This window comes from Methanogenium sp. S4BF, from assembly GCF_029633965.1.
Classification (GTDB): Archaea; Halobacteriota; Methanomicrobia; order Methanomicrobiales; family Methanomicrobiaceae; genus Methanogenium.
This window is the reverse complement of record NZ_CP091277.1, coordinates 549956-569627: the sequence shown is the minus strand read 5'-3', so window position 1 is coordinate 569627 and position 19672 is coordinate 549956. Positions and strand designations below refer to the sequence as shown.

Annotated in this window: 21 protein-coding genes and 1 tRNA gene; 8 read left to right on the top strand and 14 right to left on the bottom strand. The window is 51.8% G+C overall.

Features of this window, described 5'->3' with window-relative positions:
• Positions 1 to 227 precede the first annotated feature (227 nt).
• Positions 228 to 1727 (top strand): tetraether lipid synthase Tes, encoded by a 1500-nt coding sequence (gene tes, locus L1S32_RS02825; RefSeq protein ID WP_278157125.1) that lies wholly within the window; start codon positions 228 to 230, stop codon positions 1725 to 1727.
• Positions 1728 to 1793: 66 nt separating this feature from the next.
• Positions 1794 to 2585: an ATP-grasp domain-containing protein gene (locus tag L1S32_RS02820; protein ID WP_278155948.1), complete on the top strand. Its 792-nt coding sequence runs from the start codon at positions 1794 to 1796 to the stop codon at positions 2583 to 2585.
• Positions 2586 to 2589: 4 nt separating this feature from the next.
• Here L1S32_RS02820 and L1S32_RS02815 read toward each other — a convergent pair whose 3' ends face one another.
• The 11 genes from L1S32_RS02815 to L1S32_RS02765 form a co-directional block, all read right to left on the bottom strand.
• A complete protein-coding gene (locus L1S32_RS02815) occupies positions 2590 to 2874 on the bottom strand; it encodes a UPF0058 family protein (RefSeq protein WP_278155946.1) in 285 nt (94 codons plus the stop codon).
• A 184-nt stretch (positions 2875 to 3058) separates the two neighbouring features.
• Positions 3059 to 4264 (bottom strand): DNA primase DnaG, encoded by a 1206-nt coding sequence (gene dnaG, locus L1S32_RS02810; RefSeq protein ID WP_278155944.1) that lies wholly within the window; start codon positions 4262 to 4264, stop codon positions 3059 to 3061.
• A 595-nt stretch (positions 4265 to 4859) separates the two neighbouring features.
• The gene (locus L1S32_RS02805) at positions 4860 to 5174 is read right to left on the bottom strand and encodes a DUF167 domain-containing protein (protein WP_278155942.1); all 315 of its coding nucleotides are present in this window, start codon (positions 5172 to 5174) and stop codon (positions 4860 to 4862) included.
• 192 nt (positions 5175 to 5366) lie between these two features.
• Positions 5367 to 6656 (bottom strand): amidohydrolase family protein, encoded by a 1290-nt coding sequence (locus L1S32_RS02800; protein ID WP_278155940.1) that lies wholly within the window; start codon positions 6654 to 6656, stop codon positions 5367 to 5369.
• 338 nt (positions 6657 to 6994) lie between these two features.
• Complete coding sequence (locus L1S32_RS02795) at positions 6995 to 7921, bottom strand: phosphatidylglycerol lysyltransferase domain-containing protein (RefSeq protein ID WP_278155938.1); 927 nt, start codon at positions 7919 to 7921, stop codon at positions 6995 to 6997.
• Entirely contained in the window at positions 7908 to 8366 is a 459-nt protein-coding gene (locus L1S32_RS02790) for a GNAT family N-acetyltransferase (RefSeq protein ID WP_278155936.1), read from the bottom strand. Before L1S32_RS02790 ends, L1S32_RS02795 begins: the two co-directional genes overlap by 14 nt.
• A gap of 64 nt (positions 8367 to 8430) precedes the next feature.
• Positions 8431 to 9429 carry a hydrogenase expression/formation protein HypE gene (gene hypE, locus L1S32_RS02785; protein ID WP_278155934.1) on the bottom strand — a complete coding sequence of 333 codons (999 nt, stop codon included), beginning with the start codon at positions 9427 to 9429 and terminating at the stop codon, positions 8431 to 8433.
• Positions 9426 to 9767, bottom strand: coding sequence for a hydrogenase maturation nickel metallochaperone HypA (locus L1S32_RS02780; protein WP_278155933.1), 342 nt, complete (start codon positions 9765 to 9767; stop codon positions 9426 to 9428). The genes hypE and L1S32_RS02780 overlap by 4 nt, the downstream gene beginning before the upstream one ends.
• Complete coding sequence (hypC, locus tag L1S32_RS02775; protein WP_268186094.1) at positions 9767 to 9991, bottom strand: HypC/HybG/HupF family hydrogenase formation chaperone; 225 nt, start codon at positions 9989 to 9991, stop codon at positions 9767 to 9769. The genes L1S32_RS02780 and hypC overlap by 1 nt, the downstream gene beginning before the upstream one ends.
• A gap of 50 nt (positions 9992 to 10041) precedes the next feature.
• Positions 10042 to 10125 (bottom strand) — tRNA-Ser (locus L1S32_RS02770).
• A gap of 37 nt (positions 10126 to 10162) precedes the next feature.
• Positions 10163 to 11290: a hypothetical protein gene (locus L1S32_RS02765; RefSeq protein WP_278155928.1), complete on the bottom strand. Its 1128-nt coding sequence runs from the start codon at positions 11288 to 11290 to the stop codon at positions 10163 to 10165.
• A 9-nt stretch (positions 11291 to 11299) separates the two neighbouring features.
• Between L1S32_RS02765 and L1S32_RS02760 the strand changes: the two genes are divergently transcribed.
• Positions 11300 to 12283 (top strand): archaeosine biosynthesis radical SAM protein RaSEA, encoded by a 984-nt coding sequence (locus tag L1S32_RS02760; RefSeq protein WP_278155926.1) that lies wholly within the window; start codon positions 11300 to 11302, stop codon positions 12281 to 12283.
• Between the two features lie 191 nt (positions 12284 to 12474).
• Here L1S32_RS02760 and L1S32_RS02755 read toward each other — a convergent pair whose 3' ends face one another.
• The 3 genes from L1S32_RS02755 to L1S32_RS02745 all read right to left on the bottom strand — a co-directional run bounded on the left by L1S32_RS02755 (position 12475) and on the right by L1S32_RS02745 (position 15344).
• Positions 12475 to 13692: a TIGR00300 family protein gene (locus L1S32_RS02755; RefSeq protein WP_278155924.1), complete on the bottom strand. Its 1218-nt coding sequence runs from the start codon at positions 13690 to 13692 to the stop codon at positions 12475 to 12477.
• A gap of 72 nt (positions 13693 to 13764) precedes the next feature.
• Positions 13765 to 14358, bottom strand: a complete 594-nt coding sequence (locus tag L1S32_RS02750) for an NTP transferase domain-containing protein (RefSeq protein ID WP_278155922.1) — start codon at positions 14356 to 14358, stop codon at positions 13765 to 13767.
• Complete coding sequence (locus L1S32_RS02745) at positions 14346 to 15344, bottom strand: histidinol-phosphate transaminase (protein ID WP_278155920.1); 999 nt, start codon at positions 15342 to 15344, stop codon at positions 14346 to 14348. The genes L1S32_RS02750 and L1S32_RS02745 overlap by 13 nt, the downstream gene beginning before the upstream one ends.
• A 197-nt stretch (positions 15345 to 15541) precedes the next feature.
• Between L1S32_RS02745 and L1S32_RS02740 the strand changes: the two genes are divergently transcribed.
• The 5 genes from L1S32_RS02740 to L1S32_RS02720 all read left to right on the top strand — a co-directional run bounded on the left by L1S32_RS02740 (position 15542) and on the right by L1S32_RS02720 (position 19573).
• A complete protein-coding gene (locus tag L1S32_RS02740; RefSeq protein WP_278155918.1) occupies positions 15542 to 15721 on the top strand; it encodes a type II toxin-antitoxin system ParD family antitoxin in 180 nt (59 codons plus the stop codon).
• Between the two features lie 11 nt (positions 15722 to 15732).
• Positions 15733 to 15909, top strand: a complete 177-nt coding sequence (locus tag L1S32_RS02735; RefSeq protein WP_278155916.1) for a hypothetical protein — start codon at positions 15733 to 15735, stop codon at positions 15907 to 15909.
• A complete protein-coding gene (ftsZ, locus tag L1S32_RS02730) occupies positions 15893 to 17056 on the top strand; it encodes a cell division protein FtsZ (protein WP_278155915.1) in 1164 nt (387 codons plus the stop codon). Before L1S32_RS02735 ends, ftsZ begins: the two co-directional genes overlap by 17 nt.
• A 450-nt stretch (positions 17057 to 17506) precedes the next feature.
• Positions 17507 to 18370 carry a coiled-coil protein gene (locus L1S32_RS02725; protein ID WP_278155914.1) on the top strand — a complete coding sequence of 288 codons (864 nt, stop codon included), beginning with the start codon at positions 17507 to 17509 and terminating at the stop codon, positions 18368 to 18370.
• Positions 18371 to 18430: 60 nt separating this feature from the next.
• A complete protein-coding gene (locus L1S32_RS02720; RefSeq protein WP_278155912.1) occupies positions 18431 to 19573 on the top strand; it encodes a DUF373 family protein in 1143 nt (380 codons plus the stop codon).
• The last annotated feature ends 99 nt before the right edge of the window (positions 19574 to 19672 follow it).

The following is a 19672-nucleotide window of genomic DNA, read 5'->3' as shown; positions in this document are numbered from 1 at the left end:
CCCCGGAAGTACAGAATATAAGACCGAAAGAAATCATTAAGGTATCGGATTTCTATTTAACATAGAAAAAACGGTATCAGTTCTTACTGAAATATGCGAGACCAAACGGATTTATTCCAGTTTAACCGAGAAAATTGTCGAAAAAACAATCCTTAATACTGACGGGATGAATAGTAGAGAACATTGGTTGATTTTAAATAGATGATAACTCCGTGTGATGTTCAATGGTGGCATTAAAACAAACAACAAGCCTGTGCCCAACATGTGGGGCAATCCTGGCGGCAGATGTAATCGAAGAGGATGGAAAGATTTACATCACGCGGGAATGCCCTGAACATGGGGTCAGTAAAGATCTCTACTGGTCCGATGCAGAGATGTACAAAAAATTTGATATCTTTGAGGGGATAGGACCGGGTATCGACAATCCACAGAAAAAAGAGGTGAACGGATGTCCGCTGGACTGCGGACTTTGCACCAACCATAAATCAGGGACTCTGCTCGCAAATATCGATCTGACAAACCGCTGCAACCTCGCCTGTGATTTCTGTTTTGCAAACGCCCATGCATGCGGCTACATCTATGAACCATCCTTTGATGAGGTGATCGGCATGATGCAGCTCTTACGGGACCAGAAACCGGTACCTGCACCGGCTGTGCAGTTCTCCGGGGGTGAGCCCACCATGCGGGACGATCTCTTTGCAATTGTTAAAAAAGCAAAACAGATGGGATTCAGTCAGGTGCAGATTGCCACCAACGGCATCAGGATAGCACAGGACGCACAGTATGCAAAAGGGCTGATGGAGGCAGGGGTTTGCACCCTCTATCTGCATTTTGACGGCGTCACCACAAAGACGAATCCACTGATAAAAATAAGCAAAAAAGCTATAGATAACTGCAGGAAAGCAAAGTTGGGCGTTGTTTTGGTACCGACTATCATTAACGGCAGAAATGATCATGAAGTCGGAGACATCATCCGGTTTGCCGCAGACAATGTTGATGTTGTCCGGGGGGTCAATTATCAGCCGGTGGCATTCACCGGTGCCGCATCGCCGGACAACGTGTCAAAAGAACGGGTGACCATCCCTGACCTCGCAGAAAGAATCGAGGAGCAGACAGGTGGAATAATCAAGAAGGATTATTTCTATCCGGTGCCCTGTGTCCTGCCATTTTCTGACCTGATTGAGACCTATACCGGTGAACCACAGGTAAGATTCACCACCCACCAGCACTGCGGGGCGGCAACCTATGGATTTGTCACAGAAGACGGAATTGTCCCGATAAATGATATGATTGATGTCGACGAATTCTTCATGGCTGTCAAACAGATGGGTGAGAAGCTGAACCATGGTGACGGGTCGCTGAACAAGTACAAGACCCTCGTCGAAGGCATCAATGACATGAGAGTCTCGCTCAAAAACAATAAGGTCAGCAGCAACACGGTATTCTGGAAGATTATCGCCCAGACGCTCGTCAAGCATGATTTTGAGGCATTGCGAAAGTTCCACTGGAATGCAATCTTTATCGGCACGATGCACTTCATGGACAGCTTCAATTACGACACAGACCGTGTCCAGCGCTGCTGTATCCATTATGCCACCCCGGACGGGACACTGATACCCTTCTGCACCTACAACAGCGGCCCGGTGTACAGGGAAGCGATCTGGCAGAAATATGCAAAGCCAATCGTTACAAAGGATGAAATTGTTGATCCTGACACCATCACCTGAAAAAATATAAAACAGTCATCACAACAGAACTTATAACCACTTTTTTCAAACACACGGACGACACGCATGATCTACATTGTTCCAAAACCAACCGACACACCGGATGACAACTCCACCGGAATGGTCATTCGCGCACTGGAAAGTCGCGATTACCCGTATGCACTGCTTGATCTGGACTCAATAGACCCCTTCTCACCGGATATCTCGGGAGAGACGGTATGGGTCTGCGGCATCAAACAGGACGGAGTCCAGTTTGAAGTCATCAGCGCTCTTGCGCTCGCAAACAGAATGGTGAATGCCCCGCATGCGATTGCAGTCTGTGCAAGCAAGGCACAGACCACCGCCCGCCTGCTGGCAGCAGGTGTCCCGACACCGGAGACCATATTTACCGGTTCAATAACCGAGGCAGAGCGGTTTCTCGCCCGCCATAAACAGGCAGTCTATAAACCTCTTTACGGATATGACGGGAATGGCATCTTTCCGTTCACTGATATCAGCGAACTGCCGGAAGGGCCATATTATCTCCAGGAATACGTACAAAATGACCGCGATTACCGGGTATTTGTCATCGGCGGTGTTGCTGTCGGTGCCATCGTCCGTGTCTCGGATACCTTTGCCCATAATATCCACCAGGGAGGGACGGGAACTGCTCTCATAGAATTGCCGGATGCGATGAAAGAGGTAGCAGGAGCTGCCGCCCGGGCAGTCGGAATTGACTACTGCGGTGTTGACCTGTTAGAACAGGGCACCGGCTATACTGTGCTTGAAGTCAACGGCACGCCAAACTGGCACTGCATGGAAGCGCCCATCCCCGAGCTTCTCGCAGAATATCTCATCGGAGAAGATCGAAAAAAATAACCGGTTAAGATAGGTAATCAATCTCTTTTTCCGTCCGCTGTGCAAGTTCACGCATGCGTGCAGCGATACGGTTCGGAGCTGAATGTTCATTGTCTTTCATGATCTCAGCAATCTCCTGACCAAGAATAAAGATTGCATGTTTATGCTCCATTTTGCTCTTGTGAACCTGGCTGGGATCAATCTTCAGGGCGTAATAATCTGAAAAATCATTTTCAGGATTTTCTTCCTCAAAACTGTCCTTAATTTCTGCCATTATCTTGTGAAGCCTGATTAACTCTTCCTTGTGCACTGTTTCTCACTCACCCGTCCGCTTGTTACTGTTCCCTCACAAAGAAACCATCTGAATTCAGATGGATTCTGCCACCAATCACGTACTATAGTGTATCTCCGTCACGTGCATTTAAGCTATTGGAGCAGGAAAAATAAGAAGAAAACAGGGATTATAACCAAATTAAACAACAAAAAACCCATTATTATGAGATTTTTATCAGTTTCATGGACACCGGCTTTTTAACAATCCCGAAAAAATCAGGTGCTGCAATATATTCCAGATCCGCAGAAAACGCATAGTCAACCATTCTCTGATCCACCATCCGGTCAATAATCAGGCCGTGCCCGTCAGGAGGCATGTGCGTCAGAAGGTCATCAACGAGATCTGCATCAGACTCTTTCAGAATATCCCTTTTTTCCGAGAGAATCCGGGCAGTGTGTTTCTCTTTCACCTCTGCCATATGCCATTCAAGGGATCCGGGCTGCTTCTGGATTCGTACCCCTTCCCGGTGTTTGCGTGCCCGCTCCTGTGTGCTTGTATCAATAAGGTCCATCCTGTGGTGCAGTTCAGGGATATCTACCTCCCCCTCTTTATTGATGATATATTCAACCGGAATCTTGTTGCGCAGGGGTTTGATGATCTCTTTTCTGGTCATATCCTCCACTGACCGGCCCCGCGGACTGATGGCAACGAAATCTATCTCAGCCACCTGCACCAGCTCACTGAGAATCAGATCACCGCCCCGGTCACCATCAACAAATGCCGTTGCCGTCTTCCGGTTGCAGAGACGGATAATGGTTTCCGGAATATTGGTGCCTTCAACTGCAATCGCATTCTTTATCCCATATTTCAGGAGATTAATGACATCAGCCCGCCCCTCAACTACAATAATGGCATCGGAATCCTGCACATTGGGACCGGCAGGCAGTTTCTCCTCCCCGAGTTCCACAATCTTCTCTATCCGCGATGATTCCCGGACGGAGTCCATGATGGCATTCGTATCAATCGACCCTTCATCAAACGATTCAATCAGGAGTTCCCGCGCACGGCTGATGATCTGCTGGCGTTTTGTGACCCTGATATCTTCGATACGGTCGACCTTTACCCGTGCAATACAGGGCCCCACCCGGTCAATGGTCTCCAGGGATGCTGCGAGAATAGCAGTCTCTGCCTTGTCAAGAGATGAGGCCATATGTACATCGCCTTTCGTTTCGCCTTTGACACTCGCTATCTGGACGTCTATCCGCCCCATCCTGCCGGTACGCTGAAGTTCACGGAGATCAAGCTCCTCCCCCAACAGCCCTTCTGTCTGGCCAAAAATGGCACCGACGACATCAGACTTTTGTACCACCCCCTCTGCTTCTATTTTCAGGTGTATGAGATACTTTGTGGTATCCTGTGAATGCATTGAATAATCCTCCAAATAATAATGATGCCATGCCGCTGTACTCTGGCGGTACTGACTGCCACAGCATATCTGTAATTACTGCCCGCCGCTATATAAATGAATTGAAATCAGGTGCAGCGTATTCGACCCTTGTTCGGAAAAAACGGTATTTCCGGCTGATTTTTACAGATGAGAAGGACTTCACACCGGAGAGGGGGGCTGTCATTTTTCCACAGGGTTATCACATGGTGTGATCACGACTTTTCAAAGTGCTCTCTGCTCAATCCTTGCTCAATTGTGCGAGTATCGCACCAGTAATTTTCAAATCAGTCAGTCCCCGTTTATACCCTTCCATCCGCAAGCATATTCTTTCTGAAAAACCGCCGGGTACACGTCCGCTGCAACGGGATGGTGGGCTTTCCCTTCCTCCTTGTTCTGCATCAGATAAAGAACCGGGAAATGCAGGTACGTTTTCCAAAAATGGTGTCCTGAAGAATGATGCAACTCCGGTATTACGCACTCACGAAAACAGCATTATCCATTAAACGGGATGCCCATCATTAGGCTACCATTGTTTCCCGCATGTGGGGGCTCACAGGCATCAGTTACGTATCAGTTACAGCAGACTGTCAAGAGTCTTAACCAGCGCATCTTTGTCAATGCCTGTTATACAGACCCGTTTCACCGACGAGGTCTGTCCGCTGACGATGATTACAGACGACTTCGGAACGTCAAGAACAGATGAGACCAGCGCCACAATCGCTTTATTTGCCTTTCCTTCGACAGGCGGCGCACGGATGCTGCAACCAACAGCAGAACGCCATACATTTACTCCTGCAGGGAATTCCTCTCGCCTGGCACCGGCATGAACATCAAGCATGCAGTATACACAGCCATCCCCATTCTCTACGGCGCACGCTGCTGAGGTCATAAAAATCTCATATATAGTATAATATGGCCCGACAGTAACAAACATGGATCATCTGTGGCATGCGCCGTTCATCACCTGTTCTAAACCCATTGTCGGGCCGCCTGTTGCACACCTGGGTTGTCCCATGGATCATATCCAGAACTTTGCCAATCGATCACCCGGGGACCTATTGATGTGCGGTATCGGCATGTACTATTCTGCCCCAGTGCACTTATATCCTCTGCCAGGTACCCATAATCCGTCCGTCTGACTGAACTCATTGCGCAGGTAGGAGAGGTGGCCGCCTACACAGGTTATATAGGGAAATACTCCCTGCATTCCTTCATAGGGGGTCCACCCGGCGCGGGAATGGAGCAGATCCGAGGTGATTTTCACCGTCTCCTGCCGGGGATAGAGGGCGAGGTCAGCGGGAGTACCAGGCAGCAGTGTTGATATCGGGATGCCCAGCAGATGTGCGGGTGTGTAGACCACCTTCTCGAGAAGCGAGGAGAGGGCAATTCTGCCCCGGTAGACCTCTGCCAACAGGAGAGGCACCATCGTCTCCACACCCGGAATCCCGGACGGGACTTCAGAAAACGGCTGTGACTTCTCCTCTGCAGTGTGGGGTGCATGGTCAGATGCAATGACAGGGATAGCATCCCACATCTCCCAGAGCGCTTTGCGGGTTGCCTCATGCCGGACAGGCGGATTTACCTTGCAGCACCCCTCCGGAGCCGTGCCGTGCTCTTCTATGGAGAGGAAGAGGTGATGCGGCATCACTTCATAGGTTGCCGGCAGAGTACCCATAGCCGACTCTGCACTGAGGGGCGATGAGAGATGGCAGAAATGGGCAGATAAACCCGGCGGGAACCGTGCTGCCACCATCTCCATACACGCCGTTTCACCCGCCTCCGGCCGGAGCGCTGCATGCGCCGCAAGGGAGGTGTCATCCCCGGGAAGGACATCCTCACAATGAAGGGTGACAAGCGCACCCAGGCCGGCAATCACAGAGAATGCCTGCTCAAGCTCTTCAGTGGTGATGGCACTGCCATAGCTGGAGGCGGCAGCGAAGGTCTCCCCAAAGGCGAGGGCACCTGCCTCCCAGAGGCCGGTGATATCCGAATCTCCCGAAACATACCCGTTGATCCCAAACCGGCAGCAGGCATCCCGCGTGGCCTCTGCCACACGCCCGGTAAAGGCTTCTGCCCCTGTCAGGGGGGGAATAGTATTCGGCTGATCGACAACCGTTGTCACTCCCCCGGCAAGGGCACTCTGTGACCCGGAGACCCAGTCCTCCTTGTACCCTTGTTTATCACCGCCCCGCATATGCACGTGCATATCCACCGCACCGGGAAGGCAGAGCAGGCCGGTGCAGTCAATCGTCCGGTCGGCCCTGCGGGCAGCCCCCACATGGACAATCCTGCCACCCCCTATAGAAATATCTGCGACTCTCCCGTCCGGCAGAAGCGCCCCTTTCAGCACACACTCAGCATCAGAAGACATTGGTATACCATCTGATGTATTGCATAATGATTCTTCTTTATTCCCGGCCCCGTTCATTGCCCTTGTTCTGAGGGTCTTCGATGTTTCCGCTGACAACAAAAACAAACAAAAAACACAATAAAAAAACCAAACACAATACAAAACTCACCGGACATAACTGGAGGGATGCCCTGACACTTCTCCTGTCATCATCACCTGTCGAAGTGCTGTATGGAGGAAGTACCTCCTCCCCTGCTCATAGCAGCGACCGGAAAAACAGAGTATCACGAACGGATGATCCGAAAGGCCCGTCACCTGTTTGAATCAGAAGAGAGGCGGTGAATGATATCCCTCTGAAGTTAGGGGTTCTCTTCAAGGGCATGCAGAATATCCGCCTTCTCTGCATACCATACTTCTGCAAAATGGTGTGGGTAATACCGGAGTTTTGCCTCCCTGAGGCCGGGCACACCGAGGTCTGATTCACGGTTGATGAAGGCATATCCCCGGTGCTCCTCAAGATACCGTGCAGTCTCCTGATTTATTACCTTATAATTGCCCTCACAGTCAGGAAGCCCTTTCTCAAAGTGGATAAGTGCCATGTCATCATTCATCCCCTCATAGACGGAGAGCGCAGAAATCTTCCCGTCCACACGGATAAAAAGCCCTTCCAGACCAAGTTCTGCCAGATGCTCTATACAGAAGAGGACTGCGGTCTTCTCATGGGCGAGGATTTCATTCTCCTCACAATGTTTCCATTCGCACCACTTATCGAGAAAATCGATGACTTCAGGCATATTTTCACGGGTGAACGTCTCAACGGTAAACGAACATTTCCGGTTGAATTTATTGATATGCTGGCGAATCCCCACATAGCGTTTGCCAGGAAGATGGGCGAGATCGCCGGTGAGATAGATATAATCAAAGAAGTCCCGATCGGTGTGCAGGCGCAGACGGGGGAGTTCATGGAGTATCCAGTCGCGGGTGGGACGATCAAAGACATAGAACGGCCGATCCCCCCCCGTCTCAGCCGCAAGGCGCAGGAGGTCACGCAGGAGAGCGGGGTTCCGGGGCCCTATGGGTGCGTGAAAAAGGCGTTTTTCGTTAATGACTGCCGATATCAGTAATGTACCGTCCAGATAGGCATAGGAGTAATCCGAGTATGCCTGCCATGCGATCATCGTGGTAAAATTGTTCTCACTGTGTATCTGGGGAAATTTTGTGAATATTTCGCGAAAAAATGTTCCGTCTTTCATTTCGACCGGACGGAATGCATCAAGTGTGATCATTGGTTTTGTCTCCATTTTTTATTGGCAGCTTTTCATATTTCATGGGGAGATAGTCCTTCATCACCGTAAACCCGAGAGGTTCATAAAAGGCATGGGTGTCGGGTTCGGCGATGAGGGCAATCCAGGCAACACCCGCCTGCAGGCACGTCTCTGTGAGGAGTTGTACGATGCGCTTTCCGATGCCCTGTCCCCGACAGTCCGGGTCGACAACGACATCCTGAATATATCCATCGGAAACACCGTCTGAGAGGACACGCCCCATACCAACAGCCCGGTTATTCCCGTCGTGTGCAACGGCAACAGCAAAACTGCCGGTGAACAATGCAGGAATTACGGAGGCGGGATCCAGTTCAGTTTCCCACCACCCTGCACTGCGGTATAATGCGGCTATTTGTTCTGCATCCCATGCAGTCACGACTGACACTACTATCTCTTCGGTATTCATACGGGGCTCCTCCCTCTCCTGCTGACGGGTACACGTTCAGCAGACGGGTAAAAAAAGGGATGGATCAGCAGACCCGCGGTACGGGATCGCCGATGGGTGCCTCAATGAAGCGTTCCCCGCCAATCGAGGTCTCAAGAATTACCGAAGTGCCTTCTTTCACAACGCCGATGATGGCCGCATCTCTGCCCTGCGGGTGTGACCGGATGGCAGCGAGGATGGTCTCTGCATCGTCCGGTGCGACACCCATCACTACCTTGCCTTCGTTTGCCACATCAAGAGGGTTGATGCCAAGCAGTTCAGAGGCACTCTTCACACTGCGCCGGATGGGGAGGGATGCTTCTTTGATTCGCACCTGCACGCCGGACTTCTCTGCCATCTCATTGATGGCATTGGAGAAACCGCCGCGGGTCGGATCTTTCATCGCGTGAATGTCACCTGCGGCGAGGGCAGCCTCTACAAGCGGCCAGAGAGGGGCAACGTCTGACCGGATCTGCTCGCCAAGGTCAAAACCCTCACGGTGGGCCATAATTGCCATCCCGTGGTCGCCGATGGTGCCGCTGACAATGATAACGTCACCCGGCTGCAGGCCGCAGTCGCGCACCGGTTTCTCTGCCACACCAATGCCTGCGGTATTGATAGCAATGCCGTCAATTGCACCCCGTTCAAGCACTTTGGTATCTCCGGTCACAATGGCCGCACCGCACTCACCGAGGGCTTCGTCCATTGATGCGACTATTTTTTCGAGAGTTTCAATGTCAAACCCCTCTTCGATGATCATTGCACAGGAGAGGGCCACCGGCCGTGCACCCATCATTGCCAGATCATTTACTGTGCCTGACACGGCGATTCTTCCGATATCACCACCGGGAAAGAAGAGCGGCTTTACGACATGGCTGTCTGTGGTAAATACCAGATTCATATCTCCGAGAGGAATCACCGCGCCGTCATCGAGTGACTCCAGCCCGATACCACCTGCGTTATTATGGGTATATTTCGTTAACGTTTCACCCAGAAGTTCAGAAAAGACTGCGCCACCGGCGCCATGCATCATATTGACTTTCATTCGTCATCAACTTCTATCTCAATATTTGTGACGCATATTTCACGTCCTGCAACGATCTCCGGAAGTTTTCCGCATTCCGGGCAGACATACCGTTCATCGCCTTCATATCCGCATGGACATACGGTCTTCACCGCGATTTCCCGGTATTCAAGCACTGCACCCTGAAACAGTTCATCCTCTTCACAGAGGGCAGAAAACAGAAATTCGACCTGTTCGGGGTTGATCATACTCATCTCGCCAAAATCAGCTGAGATCTTCTTAATCCGGGTTGCGGCATTCTCGAGTGCGGCACGGCGTGCCGTTGCATAGATGTCATATGCAACCGTGTACTCGTGCATTATTCCTCCATTGCCGCATATACTTCTTCAAAAACTTTGAGCGTCTTCAGTGCCTCTTCCCTGCTCAGTTTCTGGATTGCAAATCCAACATGAACAAGGACATACTCACCGACTTCAACATCAACAAGGTCGAGGCGCACTTCCTGTTTCAGGTCGCCATAGTCAACAACGCCAATGTTGCCGTCTTTGATTTCGAGCACTTCAGCCGGTACTGCTATGCACATATGTTCTCCTCCTGAACAAACCGGTAGTGATAGGAAAAATGATTCATGAGCGCCGGGAAGGAGATTTGAACTCCTGAGGTGCGAACACCAGTGGCTTTCAAGGCCACCGCCTTTCCGGGCTAGACTATCCCGGCCCATATAGTAGTCAGTGTTCAGGGTTAAAAAATGGTGTTATTTGCGAATTCCTGCACATCCAATAAGACACAATGCAAAAATCAGCATCACAACGGGAAAAGGCGATTCTGTGGGCTCAGATTCAGGTATTACGTCTCCAAAATGTGTTGCGGCAGCCGGGTTTGCCGTGACCGACTCCGCATTTTCAACCGTGATGGTAACCGTCCCTTCATCACCGGCACGCACGGGTTCAGCCTTCAGGTAGAGCAGCCCCCCGGTTGAGGAGACAGAGAACTCCTCCGGCGCACTGCTGCCGCTCGCATCGACCCGTACCGGCGATCCTGTCCCGTCCGTGTGATAGACGCGCCAGTCAGTACCGGTGGACGTGGTAACGGTTACCGTGCCCGGCAGGGTGTCTGCAATAAAGTAGGCCGGCGCATCGCGGGACGCCACAGCAGAGGCAGAAACCGTCCGACCGGAGACTGTGCCGGTTGGTGTAGCTGTTGATGATACCGATGTGCCCTGCCCTTCAAGCGTGAAACTTACGCGGGTGATAAACCGGGCCTCATTATTCCTGAAGTCAGAGAACTTGACATAGTAGCGGCCTGGCCCGTCAACCCGCACTTTCTCAGAGAAGGAACCGTCTGCATCGGTCCGGATGTAGAGTGGACCGTATACGACCGTGCCACGGCTGTCCGTCACCTCGATCTGCAGCCCGGCGGACCCGACTTCAGGGGCGCGACCGTAAATGTCGAGCATATCTCCTGAACGCTGGGTAGAGGGAGACTGGATAGTGATTTCACCGGACCGGTCTATGACTTTGAATATCATTGTCCGGTCAGATCCTGAACTGAGAGGATAATCCATGATATCCTCAACAATTTCAAACTTGTATGTCCCCTCCTCCAGTGCGAGGGTCTGCAGCTGAATCGACCAGTTACCTCCCTGTTGTATCACAAGAGCCTGCGAGGTAAGTTCCCGCGACGTTGGCTGAACTTCATACAGCTGCATCCAGGTGCTGTATCCGGGAGGCAGAGTGCTTGTACCTTCAATGGTGACAATATCACCACGGTACACCTCATTCGGACACAAACATTTTATTTCATAGGCAGATACCACCCCCGTACAGAGCAGACAGAGGCCGAGCAGGCATGCCACCTTTTTCATATTCAGATGCCAAATCATTGTACACTTATGATATCAGACGCAATACAAAAACCTCTCGCATCCTGGACAGGTATGGACAGGTATCAGGATGAGGAGATTCCATGTCTTACCGTAATATTCCGCAGTGGTGGGTGCAGCTGGAACCAGTGCCTGATGTGCGGCTACCGGTTTGAACGCTCCCACATGAAAAACCCGGATGAACTCCTCGCAGACCTCAGAAGCCAGCTGCGCTGGGTGGCGGAGAATTACTCCCGGGACTCATATGCCATCGTGAAAATATTCACATCCGGCTCTTTTTTTGATCCGCAGGAAGTCCCTCCCGCATTCCGGGATGACGTAGCGGCGCTCTTTGCCGGCAAGGTGGTCATCGCAGAGACCCGTACGGAATATGTGGAGGAGGAATCGCTCATCTCCTTCCGGGAGGCACTGGAGGCAGGCGGGGACGCAGCACTCTATGTGGCAATGGGCCTTGAGACCACCAATGACTACATCAGGGAGAAGTGCATCCGCAAAGGACACACCTTTGAGGATTTCAAAGACGCAGCAGCGACTGCACGGCGGGCAGACGTTGGCGTAAAGACCTACCTGATGATGAAGCCGCCGTTTCTCACCGAACGGGAGGCCTTACATGATATGAAACAGTCCATCCGCGAGGTCATCCCTTACTCTGATATCATCTCCATGAACCTCTGCACCGTCCAGACCCGCACCGAAGTTGAGCAGTACTGGAAACAGGGCTCATACCGCCCACCCTACCTCTGGAGTGCCCTTGATGCGCTGCTCTCGACAGACGCGTATGTGCAGTGCGATCCGGTCGGCGGAGGGAAACGGCGGGGACCGCACAACTGCGGGGAATGCGACCGTGAGATTCTGGATGCCATCAACGAGTATGTCAGCACCGGAAACCAGATCCACCTGCGGCGTTGCGTGGACGCCGGGTGTTCCTGTGTAGACGAATGGCGATATGTACTGGAGAACGAAGAGCCCTGGTGCATGCCGCTGACAAAATAATCCGCTGGCAGCAGAACACAGGATGAGGAATCCCGGTACGGGATTTTAACCATAAAAAAAGATAATTTCCGGCTTTCCCTGAGGTCTGCCGGGACACTTCGCAGAAACGTAAATTATTGCCTGCCGGGGGAAAAGAAGGGAAAAAATCCTTCCCCATTACCGGGTTGCTTCCCCCCGAAATCCGGTCTGTTTTATTCCTGCAGATATTTTGCAAGCATTGGCAGGAATGTGCCGGCATCACTGACCACACCGATCGCCTGCATGGTCCCGCGGTCCATCAGTTTGGTAACCGATGCAGGGTTGATGTCCACACAGATGGTCTTCACATACGATGGCAGGCAGTTGCCGACGGCAACCGAATGGAGCAGCGTGCCGATCATGATGACCATGTCAAGGTCCTTCAGATATTCACGCATGCGGTCCTGTGCCACCATCACATCGGTGATGACATCGGGAAGGGGGCCATCGTCACGGATGGAGCCTGCGAGGACAAAGGGCACATCGTTTTTGATGCATTCATACATGATGCCCTTTTGAATCACCCCCTGCTCGACTGCATTACGGATGGACCCTGCACGAATCACCTCGCTGATGGCATAGATATGGTTTTTGTGCCCGCCGCGTGCCAGCGTCCCGGTATCAAGGTTCATGCCGAGTGAGGTCCCAAAGAGGTTGTACTCAATATCATGGGTGGCAAGGGCATTTCCCGCAAAGAGTACGTCCACATACCCACCACGGATTATTTCAGCGAGAGCCGGGGCAGCACGGGTATGGATGATTGCAGGCCCGCCGACGATGCCAATCTTTCCTCCGCGGGCTTTCAGGCTCTTCATCTCCTGTGCAATCTGTGAGATGACCGTCTCACTGGGCCGTTCGGAAGAGACCGTGCCATGCATAAACTCAAAGGTGCTGACCTCCCGTGGGCGTTCCGGCGGTTCAACACGGACACCGGTATCACCCATGACCACCTGGTCACCCTTCTGCAGTTTGGACATCGGTGTACAGATGGCCCGTTTCTCTGCAGGAATAACAACGATCAGGCAATCCATCTCGATTGCCTCCACATGCAGCCATTCACCCCCGTACTTCACCATGGTCGGGTGATTGGTCGTGGAATAGAATCCCTTGGGGACAACACGATTTGCTTCCGCTTCAGCAAGTGCAATATCCTCAACAACCGGAGGGCGTGCGCCAAGACGGTGGAGAACACTCAGGATCTCATTGAGCAGCGTTTCATCACCGGCACTGACCAGGAGACGTGCGAAGCTTTCATCCTGCTTTTTCTTCCCGATTTCAAAGACTGTGATCTCAAAATTGCCCCCCATCTCCATGATGGCGTCAAAGACCTTGGTCATGATCCCGGAATCGATGATGTGCCCTTTCAGTTCTATCTCCCGCGAATACTCCATACACTTACTATTGGTAATTCTCATGATAAAAATGACTTTATGCATGGTGTCAGCATGCAGGAGGGGCCAACATTACCGGGTGCGAAGTACCTGCTCTGCTTCCGCAATATCTTCCGGCGTGTTGACATTCACCGCGATACGGGGGGATTCGATAAGGACGGCAGTCTCCTCCTGCTCTTCGCCGTTTTTTGCACCATTCAGGATATTAATCCCGCATGGCACCGCATCGATCCCGTGTATCTGTTGTACATAGGCAGGGGCCGCACTATTCCTCCGACAGAGGACGGCAGGAACCCAGACAGAGCAGGCATCCGTGCCTGCCGTCCGGTAGGTATCCAGTACTGCCGCCACGACATCCGGAGTAAGACCCGGGATATCACTCACCGAGGTAAAGACCGGTTCTGTGATATCCAGCATCGCAATGCATTCCGTGATATCCTCCACATATCCTGCCCCCTCAGCCCGGAACGTGCTGATCCCGTGTGCCCGGCACCAGTTGCCCGTCTGTGGCACAGCAGACGAGAGAACGGCAACCGGCTCAATGCCTGCCGCACAAAAGGCATCGATAACATATTCAATCATGGGCCGGTCGCAGATCCGCACCAACGGCTTTTCCCCCATATTCAGGCGTGTGCCCCTGCCGCCAGCAACAATCAGGGCAAGCATGTATCAAGCGCCTCCAGGAGCAGGGTATTTTCATCACGCGTCCGCACCGCGATGCGCACATACTCAGGAAGGCCGAACGAGGCACAATCACGGATCAGGATGCCACGGGAGAGAAGCTGCTTTTTCAGATCTGATGCAGGAACAGGAGAACGGAAGAGAAGGAAGTTCACCGCGGACGGACAGACAGACAGATCGCGTGACTGCAGTTCATCCGCAAGGAAAGACCGTTCTGCAGTGATCCGTTCACGGGACGCTGTTAGCTGATCTGCATTATCGAGGGCAGCGTGGGCATAGCTCTCTGCATATGCATTCACACTCCAGGGGGGACGGATTGCCTCAATAGCCGTTACCAGTTCCGGACACCCCACACCCCAGCCAAACCGAATGCCCGGTACAGAAAATGCCTTTGTAAGGGAGCGGAGAACAAAGGCATGCTCAGAGCGAACACCGGTGACGCTTTCAGCCGGATCTGCGAGGTCAATAAACGCCTCATCGATAAAGAGCTGCGTACCTGCCTCCTCATGGGCATGAATCTTCTCCAGAACTATGCTCTTCTGCACCAGAATGCCGGTCGGATTATTGGGATTGCAGAAGAATTCTGCCACACATCCATCCTGCCTGTTTACAGGGATGCCACCGGCACATTCTACAGAAACCGCATATTCCCCAAAGGTATGAGGGGGAATACAGACAGAATCTCCCGGTTTCAGGGACGCAAGACAGAAGGAACGGATGATTTCCACGGATCCGTTTCCGACGCAGATTTCATCAGGACTGCGCCCCTCTATCCGCGCAATGTGCTCCTTCAGGTCGGCATACCGGTTGTCAGGATAGGAAGATACTAATATTCCATCGGGATTCCATGAAAAGGAGGGCGGAAAGGGGTTTAAATTTTCACTAAAATCCAGAATAACCGCATCAGTGCTGCCCGATACCAGATGGGTCCTTCCGCCATGCTCTGTTTTTCGAATCCGTCTGAATCTCACATATAATCGTCTATTTTACAAATAATTGAACATTTGGTCATATGTTGGACGCAGAGAGAGAACAGCGCCAATGCACAACAATTATATACTGTAATATTCTATGTTTAGATTGTCTGGAAAAAGTCTGTCACAAAGCACCTTTGCGTCAGACAATTGAATGACATAAAGCTGTCATATGTCAGACATTGGAGATTCACATGATGGAGCGCATCACGATTCGTTTACCCCCACAACAGGTTGCCATGCTTGAGAAACTTGTTGCTGCCGGGGAGTTTCCGACCGTATCTGAAGCGGTGAGATATGCGGTGCGGGAACTCATTGAAAAGAAAGCGAACCGTGTTCTGAGAGACAGCGAACAGATCTCGTTTGAGGTTTAGGAGAGATAACAATGGAGAGAAAACTGTATGCCAGGTATAACGATTATTACCCGGAGGGAATTATCGCGAGCGGCCTTCAGGATGTTGAGAGTCTGATGCAGTCCATTGATACCCATTCCTACACTGTTCCTCGCTCTTACGAGAAAATCTATCAGACCCAGGAGGTTTTGGATGCAGACTATTATTAAGGAAGCCCTGAAGAATGCTGAACAGGAAAAGCAGCTGACCCGCGGAGTCATTGGAGACGATGACTTTATCGGACAGCCCCGTATTGTCATTGTCGGATGCGGCGGTGCAGGAAACAACACCATCAACCGACTCTACCACATGAAAGTCAGTGGTGCAGAGACCATTGCTGTCAACACAGATAAACAGCACCTCGAGATGATCCAGGCCGACAAGCGCGTCCTTGTCGGAAAATCACTCACCAAAGGTCTTGGCGCCGGCGGATTCCCGGACGTCGGCAAGCGTGCAGCAGAGATGGCCCGCACCACCCTGGAAGGCCTTCTTGCAGATGCAGATCTCTGCTTTGTCACAGCAGGCATGGGGGGCGGAACAGGTACCGGTGTCGCACCGGTCGTCGCACAGATCGCAAAAGAACAGGGCGCCATCGTTGTCGGAATGGTGAGCTACCCCTTCCAGGTTGAGAAGGCACGCCTCCTCAGGGCAGAGGAGGGACTGGAGGCACTCGCAAACGCAGCAGACTCTGTCATCGTCCTTGACAACAACCGTCTCATGAACTTTGTGCCAAACCTGCCCCTCGGACAGGCATTCTCCGTCATGGACCAGCTCATTGCAGAGACCGTCAAAGGCATCTCGGAGACCATCACTGAACCATCCCTCATCAACATCGATTACGCAGATGTCCGTGCCATCATGAGCAAGGGCGGCGTTGCAGTCATGCTTGTTGGAGAGAGCAAACAGCAGAATAAGGCAGAAAGCGTCGTCCACGAGTGCCTGAACCACCCTCTCCTGGACATTGACTACCGGGGCGCAACCGGCAGCCTGATCCACATTACCGGCGGCAGTGACCTGACACTCTCGGATGCAGAAGAGATCGCCAGCTCACTTACCTACGAACTGGACGCGCATGCAGATGTCATCTGGGGCGCACGTGTGAAGAAAGAGTTTGAAGGCAGAGTACGTGTCATGGCCATCATGACCGGCGTGAAGAGCGCGCAGATCCTCGGCCAGAGCTATGACATTGCAAACTCAGCCTCAGCACCCATGACCCGTTCTGTCGGACGTGGAAACGTTTCCGGCCTGATGCGATCATCCGGGCGCCAGGTGGCCCACGAACAGACCAGCGGCGGACTGATCGATTTCATCCGTTAAGCCGGACTGTATTTCGTCCAACTCATCATTACCAGTCATTCGCCAAACCAACCACAAACAGATCATCCCCACCCCCACAAACAGATCGTCCCCGCACGATACAATAGGGGAAAACCCACCCTTCCTGCATACAGGGAGGGCGACCATTTTGTCTTTTTATCCATTTCATGACTGAATCTGCACCAATTTACGAAACATTAATATGCGGCAACTATGCAATATTAAAGAACTACAGTGAATCCTTCACTGGTTCTGAGAATGTCTGCCCCCCGGGACAGGCCGTACAGGAGTTGAACATCATGAACAGCCATATGAACAAAGTCGGTTCTCCGAATTTCGTAAGAACTCTTTTGAAATGGTTATCATCAGGAGATCATCCTGCACATCTGTATCTCATGAATCAACCGAAGATGAATTGTTGTGCCATAAATACACAAGGTAAGGTAGAGCATGTTGACCGAACTAATTGACAAAAGAAAGAATATGCTGACAGATTCTGAACAGCACAAAGACAAAAGAAATGAACTGAATGCTCTTGCAAGCACCTATGCACGTGAGCGGAACCAGCTCAACGCGCAGACGCGTGAATATGTTGACGAAGCACAGAAGCACAAAGAGCTTCGTGACGAGAACAACAAAGCAGTACAGTCCATCAAAGACGAGCGCAACCTCCTCAACGAGAAGGCAAATGCACTCTTTGAAGACATTGATGCATACAAGAAAGAGCACGGCGCCATCAATAACTCCCGCGGCATAAAGGAGCTGCAGAAGAGAATCGACAAGCTCGAGATGGACCAGCAGACCCGCGTCATGAATACCGACAAGGAGCGGGAACTCATCGATCAGATCAAACAGCTCAGACACCAGATCAAAGAGCAGGAAGAAGAGATCGAGCAGAACAAAGAGATCCACACCAAGCTCCAGGAAGCACGGGAATTCCGCCGGGCAGCATCAGAGCTTCACGCAACCGTCACCGAGAAGGCAGAGCTCGCCCAGAAGCACCACGATCTGATGGTCGAATGCTACCGGAATGCTGACAAGTCACGCGAGGCAGCAGACGAAGGACACCGGAAGTTTGTCGAGGCACAGGAGGCTGCAGACGCTGAGCACAACCAGTTTATTGCATGCCAGAAGGAACTCCGTGACTACGACAAGGTAATCGGCGGAATCCGCAAGAAAGGCAAGAAGACAAAGGTCAACAAAGAACAGAAAGCCGTCAGACAGGAAGCAGAACAGGTTTTCCAGCAGTTCAGGGCCGGAGAGAAACTTACCACAGACGACATTCTGCTTCTGCAGCGTGCAAGACTCATATAATCTTTTTTTATTCAGCCTTTCATCAGCCTTTTATAGAAGCGAATAGACTTCTAAGTACACATGTCAGGCGACCGGACGCTCATTCTCTGTGTTGACAGAGATAACGATATCGGCTTTAAGGCTGGGATCCCGAGTCCGGTAACAGGGCGGGACAACTGCCTGGATGCCGCCACCCGGCTCGGCCTGGAAGACCCGGAAGACTCCGACGTCAATGCTATTTTTCAGGGAATTAAACTCTACGATGAACGCCGTGAAAAGGGCGACGATGTCCGTATCGCAGTGATCGCAGGCGACCATTACAATTCAATTGACGGGGATCGCAAGATTGCAGAAGACCTGAGAAAAATCGTCTGGGAGATGGAAGTCACCGAGTGCATACTCGTCACAGACGGAGCCGAGGATGAATTTATCCTCCCCGTGATTCAGTCCCGGGTGTCAGTCACCAGCGTCCAGCGCGTGATTGTCAACCAGATGCCAAACCTTGAGGGCACCTATTACATCATCAAAAAGATCCTTGACGATCCAAAGCATGCACAGTCCATCCTGGTGCCCGTCGGGCTCGTGATGCTCATCTTTGCCCTGGGCAGTCTTTTCGGCAGTACAGAGGTGGCAATTTTTATTGTGGTCGGCGTGCTGGGCATCTTCCTGCTCTTTAAGGGACTGGGTATTGACGAATACTTCAGTTTAGCCCTTCACGGTCTGCGGGAGTCTTTTGTTGCCGGTCGAATCTCATTTGTCTGTTACATCGCCTCGATATTCATCGGCCTTCTGGGGATCATCATGGGACTTTCGAGTTTCCTCACATGGTATACTGCAGATGCCGGAGTGCTCTTTTATGTACTCTCCTTTGTCTACGGCGCCGTCGGCTATATCACTGCAGCCATCCTGATAGCCCTCCTGGGCAAGGTTATTGATGTGATACAGAATGAACCAAAGATGCTCCCCCGGGTGATCACATTGCCGTTCTTTGTGACTGGCCTCGGGCTCATCGCCTATGGCGCTTCAATCTATGTCATATCCCTCTCTGCGACAGTCAACTTCCCGATTGACGGGGTGGACGGGATACGCATCATGATGTTTACCACCATCGGCGGCCTGATACTGGCATTTGTCGGTGTCTACATCCAGAAGGTGCTGCAGAAAATAAAGAAGTACGCACCCGAAATAAAAGAGAAGAACGGGAAACGGTTTACCCGGAATTAATCCATTTTTTGGCAGCCAGGTATCCAGGACGGCACGTATTGCATCCATTCTGATTATTGCAATGAGCGAAAGCAATTTGGCCCGTCTCTGTTCCAAGTA

Bases quoted from the DNA above. Each gene is read 5' to 3' on its own strand.
- L1S32_RS02800 (WP_278155940.1), bottom strand. From the start codon at position 6,656: ATGTCTTCTGATGCTGAGTGTGTGCTGAAAGGGGCGCTTCTGCCGGAC.
- L1S32_RS02760 (WP_278155926.1), top strand. From the start codon at position 11,300: ATGATATCAGACGCAATACAAAAACCTCTCGCATCCTGGACAGGTATG.
- L1S32_RS02725 (WP_278155914.1), top strand. From the start codon at position 17,507: ATGTTGACCGAACTAATTGACAAAAGAAAGAATATGCTGACAGATTCT.
- L1S32_RS02765 (WP_278155928.1), bottom strand. From the start codon at position 11,290: ATGATTTGGCATCTGAATATGAAAAAGGTGGCATGCCTGCTCGGCCTC.
- hypE (WP_278155934.1), bottom strand. From the start codon at position 9,429: ATGAAAGTCAATATGATGCATGGCGCCGGTGGCGCAGTCTTTTCTGAA.
- L1S32_RS02750 (WP_278155922.1), bottom strand. From the start codon at position 14,358: ATGCTTGCCCTGATTGTTGCTGGCGGCAGGGGCACACGCCTGAATATG.
- hypC (WP_268186094.1), bottom strand. From the start codon at position 9,991: ATGTGCATAGCAGTACCGGCTGAAGTGCTCGAAATCAAAGACGGCAAC.
- L1S32_RS02735 (WP_278155916.1), top strand. From the start codon at position 15,733: ATGGAGAGAAAACTGTATGCCAGGTATAACGATTATTACCCGGAGGGA.
- L1S32_RS02720 (WP_278155912.1), top strand. From the start codon at position 18,431: ATGTCAGGCGACCGGACGCTCATTCTCTGTGTTGACAGAGATAACGAT.
- ftsZ (WP_278155915.1), top strand. From the start codon at position 15,893: ATGCAGACTATTATTAAGGAAGCCCTGAAGAATGCTGAACAGGAAAAG.
- dnaG (WP_278155944.1), bottom strand. From the start codon at position 4,264: ATGCATTCACAGGATACCACAAAGTATCTCATACACCTGAAAATAGAA.
- L1S32_RS02755 (WP_278155924.1), bottom strand. From the start codon at position 13,692: ATGGAGTATTCGCGGGAGATAGAACTGAAAGGGCACATCATCGATTCC.
- L1S32_RS02740 (WP_278155918.1), top strand. From the start codon at position 15,542: ATGATGGAGCGCATCACGATTCGTTTACCCCCACAACAGGTTGCCATG.
- L1S32_RS02780 (WP_278155933.1), bottom strand. From the start codon at position 9,767: ATGCACGAGTACACGGTTGCATATGACATCTATGCAACGGCACGCCGT.
- L1S32_RS02820 (WP_278155948.1), top strand. From the start codon at position 1,794: ATGATCTACATTGTTCCAAAACCAACCGACACACCGGATGACAACTCC.
- L1S32_RS02795 (WP_278155938.1), bottom strand. From the start codon at position 7,921: ATGATCACACTTGATGCATTCCGTCCGGTCGAAATGAAAGACGGAACA.
- L1S32_RS02805 (WP_278155942.1), bottom strand. From the start codon at position 5,174: ATGACCTCAGCAGCGTGCGCCGTAGAGAATGGGGATGGCTGTGTATAC.
- L1S32_RS02790 (WP_278155936.1), bottom strand. From the start codon at position 8,366: ATGAATACCGAAGAGATAGTAGTGTCAGTCGTGACTGCATGGGATGCA.